General features: G+C 68.2%; 11 protein-coding genes. 5 read left to right on the plus strand and 6 right to left on the minus strand.

Annotation, left to right across the window (positions count from 1 at the left end):
• Window positions 1-70 precede the first annotated feature (70 nt).
• Window positions 71-1777 (minus strand): glycoside hydrolase family 13 protein, encoded by a 1707-nt coding sequence (locus ACYVGI_RS17955; RefSeq protein WP_460633945.1) that lies wholly within the window; start codon window positions 1775-1777, stop codon window positions 71-73.
• A 127-nt stretch (window positions 1778-1904) separates the two neighbouring features.
• Here ACYVGI_RS17955 and ACYVGI_RS17960 point away from each other — a divergent pair, with 127 nt between their 5' ends.
• The 3 genes from ACYVGI_RS17960 to ACYVGI_RS17970 all read left to right on the plus strand — a co-directional run bounded on the left by ACYVGI_RS17960 (window position 1905) and on the right by ACYVGI_RS17970 (window position 8521).
• Window positions 1905-4670 (plus strand): right-handed parallel beta-helix repeat-containing protein, encoded by a 2766-nt coding sequence (locus tag ACYVGI_RS17960; RefSeq protein WP_460633946.1) that lies wholly within the window; start codon window positions 1905-1907, stop codon window positions 4668-4670.
• Between the two features lie 122 nt (window positions 4671-4792).
• Window positions 4793-6364, plus strand: a complete 1572-nt coding sequence (locus ACYVGI_RS17965; RefSeq protein ID WP_460633947.1) for an FUSC family protein — start codon at window positions 4793-4795, stop codon at window positions 6362-6364.
• 9 nt (window positions 6365-6373) lie between these two features.
• On the plus strand, window positions 6374-8521 hold the full coding sequence (locus ACYVGI_RS17970) for a S9 family peptidase (RefSeq protein ID WP_460633948.1): 2148 nt from the start codon (window positions 6374-6376) through the stop codon (window positions 8519-8521).
• A gap of 75 nt (window positions 8522-8596) precedes the next feature.
• Here ACYVGI_RS17970 and ACYVGI_RS17975 read toward each other — a convergent pair whose 3' ends face one another.
• Entirely contained in the window at window positions 8597-9421 is an 825-nt protein-coding gene (locus ACYVGI_RS17975; protein WP_460633949.1) for an aldo/keto reductase, read from the minus strand.
• A 56-nt stretch (window positions 9422-9477) separates the two neighbouring features.
• Here ACYVGI_RS17975 and ACYVGI_RS17980 point away from each other — a divergent pair, with 56 nt between their 5' ends.
• Window positions 9478-10023: a DJ-1/PfpI family protein gene (locus ACYVGI_RS17980; RefSeq protein WP_460633950.1), complete on the plus strand. Its 546-nt coding sequence runs from the start codon at window positions 9478-9480 to the stop codon at window positions 10021-10023.
• Between the two features lie 40 nt (window positions 10024-10063).
• On the opposite strand, the gene ACYVGI_RS17985 is transcribed toward ACYVGI_RS17980, so the two are convergent.
• Window positions 10064-10276 carry a hypothetical protein gene (locus ACYVGI_RS17985; protein ID WP_460633951.1) on the minus strand — a complete coding sequence of 71 codons (213 nt, stop codon included), beginning with the start codon at window positions 10274-10276 and terminating at the stop codon, window positions 10064-10066.
• A 121-nt stretch (window positions 10277-10397) separates the two neighbouring features.
• On the opposite strand from ACYVGI_RS17985, the gene ACYVGI_RS17990 reads away from it, so the two are divergent.
• Entirely contained in the window at window positions 10398-10679 is a 282-nt protein-coding gene (locus tag ACYVGI_RS17990) for a Fe-S cluster assembly protein HesB (RefSeq protein WP_460633952.1), read from the plus strand.
• A 102-nt stretch (window positions 10680-10781) separates the two neighbouring features.
• Here the strand turns inward: ACYVGI_RS17990 and ACYVGI_RS17995 are convergent, their stop codons facing one another.
• The 3 genes from ACYVGI_RS17995 to ACYVGI_RS18005 are packed head-to-tail and all read right to left on the minus strand — an operon-like array spanning window position 10782 to window position 15508.
• Window positions 10782-11594, minus strand: a complete 813-nt coding sequence (locus tag ACYVGI_RS17995) for a DUF805 domain-containing protein (RefSeq protein WP_460633953.1) — start codon at window positions 11592-11594, stop codon at window positions 10782-10784.
• A 49-nt stretch (window positions 11595-11643) separates the two neighbouring features.
• Complete coding sequence (locus tag ACYVGI_RS18000) at window positions 11644-13776, minus strand: ABC transporter ATP-binding protein (protein ID WP_460633954.1); 2133 nt, start codon at window positions 13774-13776, stop codon at window positions 11644-11646.
• A 1-nt stretch (window position 13777) separates the two neighbouring features.
• Complete coding sequence (locus ACYVGI_RS18005; RefSeq protein WP_460633955.1) at window positions 13778-15508, minus strand: ABC transporter ATP-binding protein; 1731 nt, start codon at window positions 15506-15508, stop codon at window positions 13778-13780.
• Between the last annotated feature and the right edge of the window lie 86 nt (window positions 15509-15594).

The following is a 15594-nucleotide window of genomic DNA, read 5'->3' on the forward strand; positions in this document are numbered from 1 at the left end:
CTCGCCCGGAGCGCCAGCGCGCCCTGGGCCGTTGGGCAACATCAGACACCCGCGGGAGACTTCTGGCAAGCTACGCGTCGCGGGAGAGCACGAGCGCCTGCCAGGGCGCGAAGGTGCCGGTGACGCCACCCTGCGCATCCGGGAGGTTGCTCAGCACGGTCGTGGCGGCGGCCCACTCGCGTGCATCCGGAAGCTCGAACTCCGCCCGCTCGCCGGTGAGGTTGACGAGCACGAGCAACTGCCGCTGCCCGAGCGTCCTCGTGTACGCGAAGACCTGTGGATGCTCGGGCAGCACCATCTCCAGCGTCCCGTTGGACACCCGGTCGTCGTCGTGCCGCAGGGCGATGAGGCTGCGGTAGTAGTTGAACACCGAGTCAGGGTCGCGACGCTCCGCCGCCGCGTTGACCTGACGGAAATTCGGGTTGACCGGAATCCACGGGGTGCCTGTGGTGAATCCGGCGTTCGGCGCATCCGACCACTGCACCGGGGTGCGGGCGTTGTCCCTGCTGGTGGTGCGCAGCGCGGCGAGCACCTCGTCGGCCGGGGTGCCGAGCACGTCGACCGCCTCGGCGTAGTGGTTGAGCGTCTCGATGTCGCGGAAGTCGCCGATGCCGCTGAACGGCACGTTCGTCATCCCGAGCTCTTCGCCCTGGTACACGTACGGCGTGCCCCGCTGGAGGTGCAGCACGGTCGCGAGCGCCTTGGCCGACGGGATGCGCGCCGCCCCGTCATCGCCGAACCGGCTGACGACGCGCGGCTGGTCGTGGTTGTTCCAGTAGAGGCTGTTCCAGCCGCTCTCGGCCAGCCCGTCCTGCCACTTGGCGAACGACCGCTTCAGGTCGAGCACGCTGGCCGGCCGGTGATCCCATTTGCCGCCCGGCCCGTGATCGAGGTCGACGTGCTCGAACTGGAACACCATGTCGAGCTCGCCACGCGCTGGGTCGGTGAAGAGCTGGGCCTGATCGATGGTCACGCCGGGCATCTCCCCCACGGTGAGGTACCGGTCGTCGCGCCCGGCGAACACCCGCTCGTGCATCTCGTGCAGGAACTCGTGGATGCGCGGCCCCTGCCCGTAGAACGGGTAGCCGTCGCCGTACAGCGCGCCGGGCGGGACGACGCCGTCCGGCAGGTCCTGCACCTTGGAGATCAGGTTGATGACGTCCATCCGGAACCCGTCGACGCCGCGGTCGAGCCACCAGTTCATCATGTCGTAGACCGCATCCCGGACCTCGGGGTTCTCCCAGTTGAGGTCGGGCTGCTTGCGCGAGAACAGGTGCAGGTAGTACTCACCGCTCGCCGGATCGAGCTGCCAGGCCGGACCGGAGAAGAACGACCCCCAGTTGTTCGGCTCGGCGCCCCGCTCCCCCGGCGCTTTGCCGTCGCGCGGCGGCCGCCACCAGTACCAGTCCCGCTTGGGGCTGTCCGGCCCCTGGGCGGACTCGACGAACCAGGCGTGCTCGTCGGAGGTGTGATTGACGACGAGGTCCATCACGAGCTTCATGCCGCGAGCGTGCATCTCCTGAAGCAGCTCGTCGAAGTCGGCGAACGTGCCGAACGCCGGATCGATGGCGCGGTAGTCGCTGATGTCGTAGCCGTTGTCGTCGTGTGGCGACGCGTAGATCGGCGACAGCCAGACCACATCCACGCCGAGCGCATCCAGATGGTCGAGGTGGTCGATGATGCCCCGCAGGTCGCCGATGCCGTCGCCGTTGCTGTCAGCGAAACTCCGGGGATACACCTGATAGACGACGGCGGACTGCCACCATTTCTCGCTCATCTGCTCACATTAGCCGGTGGATGCGATGGGTCGGGCGATCCAGGCTAGCACGATTCGACGTCGAGAAGAATACCAGTGATGAAATGTAAAGTTACCCATGCCAATTGACATCACTTTGGGAGCACACGTGAATCGAATACTCATACGCACGGCAGCCTTCGCCGCTTCAGCGCTGCTTTTGACCGGGCTGGCGACCGCCACCGGGGCGGCGGCCGCCCCGACGGTCGAGGTCCACGCTGCCGAATACGGCAAGGGATCGACCTGCACGGCGGCGGACACCTGCAGCATCCACACTGCTCTGAGCACAGCTGTGACGCTCGCGAAGAAGGGGCAGCGCCCGACGGTGCTGCTCCACAAGGGCACCTACCGACTCACGAAGGGCATCGAGCTCGGCCCAGAAGCGGCGGGCGTCAGCATCCAGGCGGCTGGAGACGGAGAGCCCATAATCGATGGCGGCCTCAAGGTCACGAACTGGAAGCCGGCACCCGAGGTGGGCGATGGCGTGTTCAAGGCGCAGCTTCCTGCCGACACCGCCGTGTTCCGTGAGCTGTACGACTACGGCGTGCGCGGCGTTCTCGCCCGCTACCCGAACCGGACGGACGAGGTGACAGCCGGACCGTACCTGCGGCTTCCTGCGCAGCCGGAGGCGACGTCGCCCGCAGCGTGCGAGGCATCGGGCAGGTTCGCCCCGTGCGAACTGACCATGCCCGCGATTCCCTCGGACAGCGTGTCCGGCGAGTGGTGGCACGGCGCGCAGTTGGTCAAGATCGACCACTGGCGCTACAAGGAACTGAACATCGCTTCGGTCGCTCCCGCCGGCGGGAACAACACCCGCGTCGGCTTCGCCGGAGAGACCAAGGCTGCTTACGCACAGGGCGACTTCCACCGCCTCTGGGACAACACCGAACCGGTCGGCAGCCCATACTACTTCCAGGATTCCCTCGCCTTGCTGGACGATGCGCGCGAGTGGTTCTACGACCAGGAATCGCGCGTGGTCTATTACAAGTCGGCCAAGGGCATCGCACCGGACAACGGCGATGTCATCGTTCCCCAGGTCGAGAAGCTGCTCGCGGTCTCGAACACCAGCGACATCACGGTCAGCGGGATCACTTTCCAGCACTCGAACTGGGCGGCACCGAAGACAGTGGGTTACGTAGCCTCGCAGGGGGCGCAGCCGCAGTGGACGCCGAAAGCCGAGACCCCCGTCCCCGGCGCGGTGAACGTCACCAGCGGCACGGACATCACGCTCAGCGGCAACTCGATCCGCCGCACCGGAGCACACGGCATCACGGTGGAGGGCACCAGCGCCACGCTCACCATTGCGGACAATCGGATCTCCGACACATCGAGCGGCGGCATTTCGCTCTACGCCGGCATCTCCCACGAGCTGCGGACCCATGACACCCTCAACACCGCCCGAGTGACAGGGAACGTCGTCCAGGACACCGGGAAGCACTACGCCGACGGCCCCGGAATCTTCGGCTCGCACGTGTGCGACACCCGCATCGAGAACAACGATGTCAGCTATACGAAGTTCTCGGGCATCACGGTGGGTCTCCTCGGCGCGACACTGAACGAGACGAAGAAGGACGGACGCTGCATGATGCCGGGGCAGCTCAGCAGCCCCGAGCACTACAACACGGTCAGCAAGAACCGCATCTCGAACTCCATGATGCTGCTCGACGACGGCGCCGGAATCTACCTGATGGCACGGAATCCCTTCATGCGCGTCGAGGAGAACTACATCTCCGGGGTCCAGCGCAGCGTCTACGCGGGCAACAACAACCTCCCCGGAATCTATCTCGACGGAACCAGTTGGGAGATGACGGTCGCCAAGAACGTTCTCGATATCGGCGACACCAACGGTTTCTACATCAAGCCGGAGAACACCCTCGGCAACGTCATCCGGGACAACTGGCACACCGGCCCGTCTGGGAAGCTGGACCAGGACGGTCTCACGGCCTCGGACAACGAGGCCGTTCCCGATGCCGCGTGGCCGGATGCGGCCCTCGAGGTGATCGCGCAGGCCGGACTCACCGGAGGGAGCGCCCTGCCGCGTCCGCTCACCGTCACGTCTCCCGCACCCGGTTTCCCGGTGTATGAGGACAAGCCCGTCTTTGCTGGGCAGGCTCAACCAGGGAACACCATCCAGCTTCGATCGAAGACGGACTACCTTTTGGGCGAGGCAACGGCTGACGAAGATGGACGCTGGTCGATACGTGTAAACGAGGCGCTCGGCGTGAACACCGAACAACATCGCGTGATCGTGAACGAGTGGCGGCCCGGCACTGACGTGAAGACGGAACTCCCGACCGATCAGCGCGTGGTGACGTTCACCCGGCTCGCTCCCGTTGTGATCACCTCGCCGGTTGACGGCCGCAACCAGTTCGCTCAGGCCACGTTCACGGGCACGGCGGCCCCCGATGCCACCATCGAGGTGCGCGGCGCGCGCGACAACAAGGTGCTCGCCACTGCCACGGTCGACGCTGCGGGCAACTGGTCCGCCCGTGTCCCTGACGTTTCCGTCGCACCGGGTCAGCCGTACTCGTACAGTGCGCTCGAATTCGTCGGTACGGCGCGGGTCAGCACGGACACGGTGTCGTACACACGTCTCAAGGCCGACCAGTTCCAGCCGTTGGTCTTCACCTCGCCCACCTCGACAACCGACAAGCGGCCAGTGATCACCGGCACGGGCGAACCGGGCTACACCGTGAAGGTCACTGGTTCGGCCGGCGGCCATATCGGCACGACGGTGGTCGGTGCCGACGGCACCTGGGCAGTGCAACCCTCCTTCGACCTCGGGGTGGGCGGGTACGACCTCCTCGCGTACCTGTGGATCGAGCGCGTCGTTGAGCAGAAGGTGCACTTCCTGTTCTCCGTCACGAAAGGCTGATTGAGTAGCTGACCACACGAGGCGGGAGTGGGGTGCGCCTGGCGCCCGGCCCCCGCTTCGTGCTGTCAGCGGTGTCGCAGGCCCATGAGGAACCGACTCGCCGCGAGTGAGAAAATGCACCCATGCATCCCACGGCCCGCGCCGGGCTCTCCGCCCTGATCACGGTCGCGGCTGCCGCGGGCGCCTGCGCGACCATGTGGTGGATCGCCGTAGCGGTGGGCGGCGGGTACGGGACGGCGGTGCTCGCGACCGTTGTCGCGCTGACGCTGTCGCGGCGCACGTTCACTTCGCGGGCGGAGTTCGCCAGGTCGTCTGCTCTGCTTCCGGTGATCGGGCTGGTCGCGGCCGGGGTCGGGTGGCTGCTGGTCGCGGTCCCTCCGGTGGGAGCGGCGGCGTTCGTGGCAGGGATGAGCGTGCCGATCTGGATGCGGCGGTTCGGCGACAGGGTCGCGCGGCTGGGCGCTCTGCTCACCCTGCCGTTCACCGCCATCCTCGTCGCGCCGGGCGCCGCGGTGCAGACGGGGCGGTGGTGGCTGGACCTGCTGGTGCTGGTGGGCGCATCGGTCGTCGCGATCGCGTGGGTGGCGGTGGCGCGGGAGGTCGGTGTGCTGGCAGGCGTGGCGGTGGCGAGGGATGCGCTCAGCCCCGCACCCACGCCGCCCGCTCCCGCCGCTCCCTCCGCTCCCGCCGATCCCTCCGCTCCCGCCGCTCCCTCCGCTCCCGCCGCTCCCTCCGCTTCCGCGCGCCGTCGCCGACTCCCCGCCAGCACACGCATGGCACTGCAGCTGGCCGTCGCTCTCGCCGCCGCCTTCATCGCCGGATGGCTGCTATTCCCCGATCACGCGATGTGGACCGTGCTGACGGCGTTCATCGTCTGCTCCGGGAACCGCGGGCGGGGCGACGTCCTCTACAAGAGCGCGCTGCGGGTGGCCGGAGCGCTCGCCGGAACGGCGGTCGCTGTCGCTCTCTCGTTGGTGGTCGAACCGACCGGGCTGCTCGCCGTGGTCGTCATCTTCGTCGCCCTGTTCGTCGGCACCTGGCTGCGCACGTACAGCTACGCGTTCTGGGCGCTCGCCGTCACACTCGCCGTCGCCCTCCTTCAGGGTGTCCTGGGGGTCACCCCGACCGGGCCGTCCGTCGGTGCCGTCCTCGGCGAGCGCATCCTCGCGATCGTCGCTGGCGCCGTGCTCGGCATCGCGGCGAGCTGGTTCGTGCTGCCCGTGCGCTCGGAAGACGTCGCGCGCAGGAGGTTCTCCGAGATGCTCATCGCGCTCGGAGCAGTGTTCTCAGCGGACCGTGCCGACGCGCCGGTGAGCGCGCGGGTGGCCGCATTCCGCGCATCCATCGGTCGCGTGGAACAGCTCGCGCCCGCCCATCGCGCCCACCGGATGGTCGCCGGGAAGCGGACGGCGAGGGTCATCGACTGCATCGAGGCGGCACGCGAGCTTCCGGCAGCCGTGGATGCACGACTCGCGTCCGCGGGCTCGAGCTCGGGCTCGAGTCCCGCCGATCCTGCGGCGTCGTCCCGGCTACGTGCGGCGATCGGCCAGGCCAGGCGGAGCCTCGCCGCCCCGACGGACTTCGCCGTCGTGCACGCCGCGCTCCGCGACCTCACCGCCGAACTCAGCGGACAGGGCCGCACCGGCCCCGGCGAGAGCGGCCCCGGCGGGCGCAGCCCGAACGCCGGACGGTAGCCTGAACCCATGCTCACGCCGCCGATCACGCCGAAGAAGCCGACAGAACGCATCCATCACGGGGACGTGTACATCGACGAGTACGAGTGGTTGCGCGAGAAAGACGACCCGGCCGTCGTCGCTCACTTGCACGAGGAGAACGCGTACACGAACGCGCGCACCGAGCACCTGTCGCTGCTGCAGGAGCAGATCTTCGAGGAGATCAAGGGGCGCACCCGCGAGACCGACCTGAGCGTGCCGACCCGCGAGGGCGACTGGTGGTACTACACGCGCACGGTCGAGGGGAAGCAGTACGGCATCCACTGCCGGGCGCCGATCGCGGCGGCGGACGACTGGGAGCCGCCCGCGCTCGACGAGGACGCGCAGCGCAACGGGCTGCCAGGGGAGCAGATCCTGCTCGACGACAACGAGCAGGCGGAAGGGCACGAGTTCTACTCGCTCGGCAGCTTCGACGTGAGCGCCGACGGCACGCGCCTGCTGTGGGCGGTCGACACGGAAGGCGACGAACGGTACACGATCCGGGTGCGTTCGCTCGTGGACGACGGGGTCGAGTTCCCCGACGAGATCGAGGACACCGCATCCGGTGCACTGTTCGACCAGAGCGGCGAGTACATCTTCTACACGACCGTCGACGACGCGTGGCGGCCGGACACCGTGTGGCGGCACAGGGTCGGCGACGAGCCCGGCGCGGACGACGCGCAGGTGTTCCACGAACCGGACGAGCGCTACTGGATCGGGGTCGGCCTGACCCGCAGCCGCGACTTCCTCGTCATCGAGGCGGGCTCCAACATCACCAGCGAGGCGTGGCTGCTGCGGTCGAGCGACCCCACCGGCGAGTTCGCCGTGGTCTGGCCGCGGAAGGAGGGCGTCGAGTACGACGTCGAGCACGCCGTGGTCGGCGGGCGCGACCGGCTGCTCATCGTCCACAACGACGACGCCGTCAACTTCGAGCTCGTGAGCGTGTCCGCCGACGACCCGCAGGGCACGCGCCGTGTCCTGCTCCCCCACAACCCGCAGGTGCGGCTCGAAGGAGTGGATGCGTTCCGCGACTTCGTTGCGGTCGAGTACCGCCGCGAAGGGCTCACCCGCGTTGCCGTCGCGTGCGTCCCGGAGGACGGCGCGGCGGCGGCCGATGGAACCGGCGACGACACCCTGCACGAACTGCACTTCGACGAAGAGCTCTTCACCGTCGGCGCAGGCGGCAACCCGGAGTGGACCCAGCCGACGCTGCGGCTCGGCTACGGCAGCTTCGTCACGCCGTCGACCGTGTACGACTACGACGTCCGCACCCGCGAGCTCCGGATGCGCAAACAGCAGGCCGTCCTCGGAGAGTTCGACCCAGCGCTGTTCGAGCAGAAGCGCGAGTGGGCGACGGCGAAGGACGGGACGCGCATCCCGATCTCGCTGGTGTACCGGCGCGACCTGGTGACACCGGGCGAGCCGGCGCCGCTCGTGCTGTACGGCTACGGGTCGTACGAGGCGAGCATGGACCCGTCGTTCGGCATCCCGCGCCTCAGCCTCCTCGACCGCGGCATCGTCTTCGCCATCGCCCACGTCCGCGGAGGCGGCGAACTCGGACGGCTCTGGTACGAGCACGGCAAGAAGCTCCACAAGAAGAACACCTTCACCGACTTCGTCGACAGCGCGCGCCACCTCATCGACACCGGCTGGACGTCGCCGGACCGGCTCGCGGCTCAGGGCGGAAGCGCGGGCGGGCTGCTGATGGGCGCGGTCGCGAACCTGGCGCCGAAGTACTTCTCCGGCATCCTGGCCGAAGTGCCGTTCGTCGACCCGCTCACGAGCATCCTGGACCCGTCGCTGCCGCTGACCGTGATCGAGTGGGACGAGTGGGGCGACCCGCTGCACGACGAAGAGGTGTACGCGTACATGAAGTCGTACTCGCCGCTCGAGAACGTGCACGAGACGCACTACCCGCGCATCCTCGCCGTCACCAGCCTCAACGACACCCGTGTGCTGTACGTCGAGCCGGCGAAGTGGGTGGCGAAGCTGCGCGAGGTCGGCGCGGACGCTCTGCTCAAGATCGAGATGGCCGCCGGTCACGGCGGGGTCTCCGGCCGTTACTCGGCCTGGCGAGAGCGCGCCTTCGCATACGCCTGGCTCGTCGACGCGGTCGGCGCCCACCCCTCCGGCGAGTAGCGACGCCATCGAGCCCAGGGTTTTTCACCGTATTCTCGCGTTTTGCGGTGAAAAAGCCTGGGCTCGATTGCGCGGCTAGCCGAGGTCGTCGGGGTCGCGGCCGGTGCGCTCGCCCGACTCGAGGGCGGCGATGACGGCGAGGTCGTCGGCGTCGAGAGCGAACGAGAAGACGTCGAGGTTCTGCCGGATGCGGTCGGGCGTGACCGACTTCGGGATGACGACGTTGCCGAGCTGGACCTGCCAGCGGATCACCACCTGCGCGGGCGTCACCCCGTGCTTCTCGGCGATGCGCGCCAGCGGCTCGTTGCCGAGGATGCGACCGCGGGCGAGCGGCGACCACGCCTCGGTCACGATGCCGTGCGCCTCGTCGTACGCGCGCACCTCGGCCTGCGGCAGCCACGGGTGCAGCTCCACCTGATTGACGGCGGGAACGGTGCCGGTCTCGCGGGCCAGCCGTTCGAGGTGGTGGATGTGGAAGTTGGCGACGCCGATCGACCTGGCTCGTCCCTCATCCCGGATCGTCTCGAGCGCACGCCAGGTGTCGACGTACTTGTCGTGCTTCGGCGCCGGCCAGTGGATGAGGAAGAGGTCCACCGTGTCGAAACCGAGCCGTTCGAGGCTCTGGTCGAAAGAGCGAAGGGTGCTGTCGTAGCCGTTCTGGTCCCACCACACCTTCGTGGTCACGAACACGTCGTCGCGGTCGAGTCCGCTGCGGCGCACGCCGTCGCCGACGCCGCGCTCGTTCGCGTAGAACGCGGCCGTGTCGATATGCCGGTATCCGGCGTCTAGGGCGGTGAGCACCGCATCCGCCGTCTCGGCCTCCGGGATCTTGTACACGCCGAACCCGAGCTGCGGGATGCGGTTGCCGTCGTTGAGAAGGAGGTCCGGGATGCTCGCCATGGGTTCATTCTCCCGCGTCTCAGGGGTACGAGTGGTGTCGAACGAAGGAGAGAGACATGGCAATGGACGGAAAAAGGGTCGCGTTCCTGGTGGCGTCGGAAGGCATCGAGCAGGCGGAACTGGTCGAGCCGTGGAAGGCGGTCGCCGACGGCGGAGGCACGCCGACCCTGATCTCGGAGAAGGCGGGCGAGGTGCAGGCGTTCAACCACTTGACCCCGGCCGACACGTTCCCGGTCGACGTGACGCTGGCCGACGCTTCGGCAGACGATTACGACGCTCTGATGCTGCCCGGCGGGGTGGCGAACGGCGACACCGTGCGCACACAACGGGATGCGGTCGCCCTGGTCGCGGCGTTCGCAGCGGCCGGCAAGCCGGTCGGCGTGATCTGTCACGGCGGCTGGGTGCTGGTGGAAGCGGGCGTGGTCGCCGACCGAACTCTCACGAGCTGGCCGAGCTTGCAGACCGACTACCGCAACGCGGGTGCCCGCTGGGTGGACGAAGAGGTGGTGGTGGACGACGGGCCGTTCACGATCGTTTCGTCGCGGAAGCCGGACGACCTGCCCGCGTTCAACCGGGAATTCCTGGGCGTGATCGGCGGGTAGCGCGGGGGGGCTCAGGTGCCGCGGGTAGCGCGCGGCGTCGTCAGGGCGCCGCGGGCGGGGTGACGGGCGCGGTCGGCGGAGTGACGGGGGCGGTCGGCTGGACCGGCTTCCAGGCGACCAGCCAGGTTGCGGCGATCGGGCCGAGGAGTAGTCCGAGGACGAACCACGTCCAGCCGGAACGGCCCCTCGACTGGGCGAGGCCGCCCGTGATGATGGCGAGCCACAACCAGACGACCGGTATCAACGATTCCATCCGGCGATGCTAGCGGACCTCCTAGGTGAGTGTTCCCTGGCAATGGCGGCGATTCCCCTTGCAGCATTGCGGAGGGTGCGGGAGCGTGGGCGACTCCTGGAACCAAACGGAAGGAGAGCACATGCTCACCCTGACAGAGAACGCCAGCACAATCGTCAAGACGCTCACCGAGCAGGCGCCGCAGGACGACGCGGGACTGCGCATCAGCAGCAGCAACCCGCAGCACACCTCGTTCGCGGCCGCCGTGGCACCCGCGCCGGAACCGGCGGATCAGGTGGTGGAGACGGGCGGGGCGCGCCTCTTCCTCGAAGAGGAAGCAGCCGTCGCGCTCGACGACAAGATCCTCGACGCTCAGGTGGATGACCAGGGCGCCGTCAGCTTCGCGATCGGCGCGCTCGCGTAGCGAGACGACACGCGCACGTGCCGCGAACGCGGTGCGCACGAAACGGCTCCCGGTGATGATGCGCCGGGAGCCGTTTCTGTGTCAGCGTGGCCGCGCCGGTCGTCAGGGTGATGGCGGGGTCGGCGGCGCCGGAGGTGCGGGCGGCTGCGTCGGCGGCGCCGGAGGTGCGGGCGGCTGCGTCGGCGGAGCAGGCGGCTGCGTCGGCGGAGCGGGCGGCTGCGTCGGAGCGGGCGGCTGCACCGGCTGCGTCGGCGGAGCGGGCGGCTGCGTCGGCGCGGCGGGCTGCGGTGGCGCGGGCGGCGCACCGGGCTCAGGGGCGGGCGTTGGCGGCACCGGAGCGGGCGTCGAGGGGGACGCGTACAGCGGTTGGCCGCCTGCCGGGCCTGCGTACGGCATCGGGGACTGGGGCCAGCCGTAGTCGCGGGGCGGAAGCCCTGGTCCGGGCACGACGGGGACGTATCCGGGCACCTCGGCGTCCGGGCGGTCGAAGCGGGCGCCGGCCGGGTTGGGCGGCAGCAGCGTCATGACGAGGATCGCGATTCCGCCGAGGCTCGGGATGAGGAGCAGCAGCAGGAGCCAGCCGCTCAGGTTCACGTCGTGGAGACGGCGCGCGGCGAGGGCGAGGCCGGGGATGATCACGGCAAGACCCCACGCCACGAACAGGATGATTCCGATGGCGATGCCAGGGCCAGGGACGCCTCGTCCGTTCTCGTCGATGCTCGACCCGACCGCAGCGCCGAGAAGAAGGATCACATAGAGCACGAGGCCGATGACGGCGTTTGCGAGGGCCCACCACCAGTACTCGCTGCGGCTCGCCCGTCCGTCGAAGCGGGCGTACTTCTTCCAGAACCGCGTGAAGGCGACGCCGAATGGTGCGCCGTAGTACGGGGCCCAGAGTGGAACGGTCGGATTCATGATCAAACCCCCTCCGACCGGCACCGTCACAGTGCCGGTCGGGGACAGCCTAGTGCCCGGCCGAACGGTCCTCTCCTGCGAGTTCGGCCACGTTCTCCGGGTTTCCGGATTCGTCGTCCTGCGGCTCCGCCGCGGCGGCGGGAGCCCCGCCCTGCACTCCGCCCGCTTCGAGGAGTTCGGCGTCGGCCTCAGCGTCCTCTCCGCGGAACTGGGTCATGTACAGGTCGTAGTACGCCCCTCGACGGGCGAGCAGCGTGTCATGGTTGCCCTGTTCGACGATCGCGCCGTTCTCCATGACGAGGATGGTGTGCGCATCCCGGATCGTGGAGAGTCGGTGGGCGATCACGAACGACGTGCGATCGGTGCGGAGTGCGGCCATCGCCTGCTGCACCAGCAGCTCGGTGCGCGTGTCGACCGAGGACGTGGCCTCGTCGAGGATGAGCAGCGAGGGGTTGGCGATGAAGGCGCGCGCGATGGTGATGAGCTGACGCTCTCCCGCCGAGACGCTGCCGCCGTCCGCATCGAGAACCGTGTCGTAGCCTTCGGGGAGCTGGCGGACGAATCGGTCGACCATCGTGGCCTTCGCCGCGTCGATGACCTCGTCGTCTGTGGCGTCGAGGCGGCCGTACCGGATGTTGTCTCGGATCGTGCCGCCGAACAGCCACGCGTCTTGGAGGACCATACCCACCTGCTCGCGCAGCTCGGCCCTGGACAGCTCGGTGATGTCGATGCCGTCGAGCAGGATACGGCCGGAATCGAGCTCGTAGAACCGCATCACGAGATTGACCAGCGTGGTCTTGCCCGCGCCCGTCGGCCCGACGATCGCGACCGTGTGACCGGGGTCGACGGAGAGCGACAGGTCCTCGATGAGCGGCGTGGTCGACGAGTAGCTGAACGAAACGCGGTCGAACTCGACGTGACCGTCCGTGCGCTCCGGCAGTTCCGCCTTGACGTCGTCCGGCTCTTGCTCGTCCGCGTCGAGGAATTCGAACGTGCGCTCCGCCGAGGCGACACCCGACTGCAGCATGTTCGCGATGCCCGCGACCTGGCTGATCGGCTGCGTGAACTCGCGCGAGTACTGGATGAACGCGGTCGCGTCGCCGAGCGTCATCTGCCCCGTGGCGACGCGGAGGCCGCCGACGACGGCGATCATCACGTAGGACAGGTAGGAGACGAACGTCATGGCGGGCATGATCGTTCCCGACACGAACTGCGCTCCGAAGGACGCGCGATACAGCTTCTCGTTGCGGTTGTCGAACTCGGCGAGCATCACCTCGTCTCGGCCGAAGGCTCGAACCAGTTCGAGGCCGGAGTAGGACTCCTCGATGTGGCCGTTCAGCGTTCCGGTGTTCTTCCACTGCGCTGCGAACAGCTTCTGCGACCGCGAGCCGATGACACCCGCGATCACGCCGGACAGCGGGAGTGCGATGAGGGCGATCAGCGCCAACTGCCACGACACGATGAACATCATGATCGTGATGCCGAGCACGGTGAGCACCGACTGCACGAGCTGCGAGAACGCCTGCTGCAGTGCCGCCTGGATGTTGTCGACGTCGTTCGTGACCCGCGACATCAGGTCGCCGCGCTGGCGGGTGTCGAAGTAACTGAGCGGCAGGCGGTTGAGCTTGGTCTCGATGTCGGCGCGCAGCCGGTAGACCACGCGCATGACGAGCGCGTTGAGAACGTAGCCCTGCGCCCACATCAGGAACGAGGCGACCAGGTAGATGGCGAGCACGATGAAGATGAGACGGCTCAGCAGCACGAAGTCGATGCCCTCACCGGGGACCGGCTTGGTGGTGGCGAGCATGTCGGCGAGCTGATCGTTGCCCGCGGCACGCGCCTGGGCGACCTGCTGGTCCAGCGGAACGTTGGCGGGAAGGTTGGCACCGATCGCGCCGCGGAAGATCACATCCATCGCCGATCCGAGGATCTTGGGCGCGATCACCGTGAGGATCACCGAGACCACGACGAGCGCGACCACGAACGCGAACTTCACGCGCTCCGGCCGGAGCAGGCCGAGCAGGCGGCGCAGCGATGGCCAGAAGTGCTGCGCCTTCTTGGCCGGCGTTCCGCCGAACATATCGCCGTCGGCCTCGGTCGGGGTGTATTCGAAGTCCTCGACCTCGGGGGCGGTCACGTCGTCGCGTTCGAGGACGTCGTCTGCGCGCTTGTCGCGTGCCATCTCAGGCCACCTCCAGGCTCAACTGCGATTCGACGATCTCGCGGTAGGTCTCGCTCGTTTCGAGGAGATCGTCGTGGGTTCCCCGGCCGACGATGCGGCCGTCGTCGAGCACGATGATGGTGTCCGCCTCCCGGATGGTCGACACGCGCTGTGCCACCACGATCACTGCGGACTCCTTGGTGGCGTCGGCGAGCGCCGCGCGGAGGCGCGCGTCCGTCGCGACGTCGAGGGCGGAGAACGAGTCGTCGAAGAGATACACCTGCGGTCGGGACACCAGCGCTCTGGCGATGCAGAGGCGCTGGCGCTGACCCCCGGAGACGTTCGTGCCGCCCTGGGAGATGCGCGCATCCAGGCCGCCCTCCTTGGCACGCACGAAGTCGTCGGCCTGCGCGACGCGCAGGGCCTCCCACAGCTCGTCGTCCGTCGCATCCGGGCGCCCGAAGCGCAGGTTGGACGCGATCGTGCCGGAGAAGAGGTATGGGCGCTGCGGGACCAGCCCGAGGACGCCTGCGAGCTGCGCCCTGGTGAGCGCATCCACCCGCACGCCGCCGACCGTCACGGTTCCCTGCTGCGGCGTGTAGAGGTTGGGGACGAGATTCACCAGCGTGGTCTTGCCCGCTCCGGTGGAGCCCACGATCGCGGTCATGCGTCCCTGCTCGGCGACGAAGTCGATGTCGCTCAGCACCGGCTTCTCAGCGCCGGGGTAGCCGAAGGTCACTCCGCGGAACTCGACCCGGCCGGACGACGGCAGCGGCGCATCCCCGGTGGACCCGGCGTCGGACGGCTCGGTGGAGAGCACCTCGTCGATGCGCCCGGCGCAGACGACGGCACGCGGAATCATCATGACCATGAAGACGCCCATCATGACGGCGGTGAGGATCATGAGGAGGTACTGCAGGAACGCGGTGAGCGAGCCCACCTGCATCTGGCCCGCATCCACTCGCTGCCCGCCGAACCACAGGACGGCGGCCGTCGCGAGGTGCAGGATGACCATGATGATGGGGAACATCAGGACGAAGATGTTGCCGACCTTGACGGACACCCTGGTGAGCGCGAGGTTGGCCTCTGCGTAGCGCTCGGACTCGAACGGCTCGCGAACGAACGCACGAATGACGCGGATGCCGACGATCTGCTCCCGCAGCACGCCGTTGACCTTGTCGATGCGGTCCTGCATCTCGCGGAACAGTGGGAGCAGCATCACCACGAGCACGCCGACCACCAGGAACAGCACGGGCACAGACACCCAGACGAGCCAGGACAGCCCGAGGTCTTCGCGCAGCGCCATGATGATGCCGCCGATGCACATGATCGGGGTGGACACCATGAAGTTGAGGGTCATCAGCACGAGCATTTGCACCTGCTGCACGTCGTTCGTGTTTCGGGTGATGAGCGTCGCCGTTCCCCAGCGGCCCACGTCGAGTGCGCTCAGCGAGTCGACCTTGCGGTACACCTCACGGCGCAGGTCGCGCCCGACCGCCATCGACACCTTGGCGCCGAAGTAGATGCCGCCGACCGCTGTCACCACCTGGGCGAGGCACACGACCAGCATCGTCATGCCGGTGTTCCAGATGAAGTCGGTGTCGCCGCTGACGACGCCCTTATCGACGATCTGCGCATTGAGGCTCGGCAGGTAGAGCGCGGCGATCGTGGACAGCAATTGCAGCACGACCACCCCCACGATGCCCCAGACATAGGGGCGCGCGTGACGCAGGGTCAGACGGAGCAGGATCACAGTTCTCCCAGGTGGCTTATTTTCAGTACCCGAGAAGTTTGGCAGACGCCTCCGACATTCGTGACACTGGACCTGAAATTTGCGGC

The sequence above is a fragment of the Leifsonia lichenia genome (assembly GCF_054780215.1).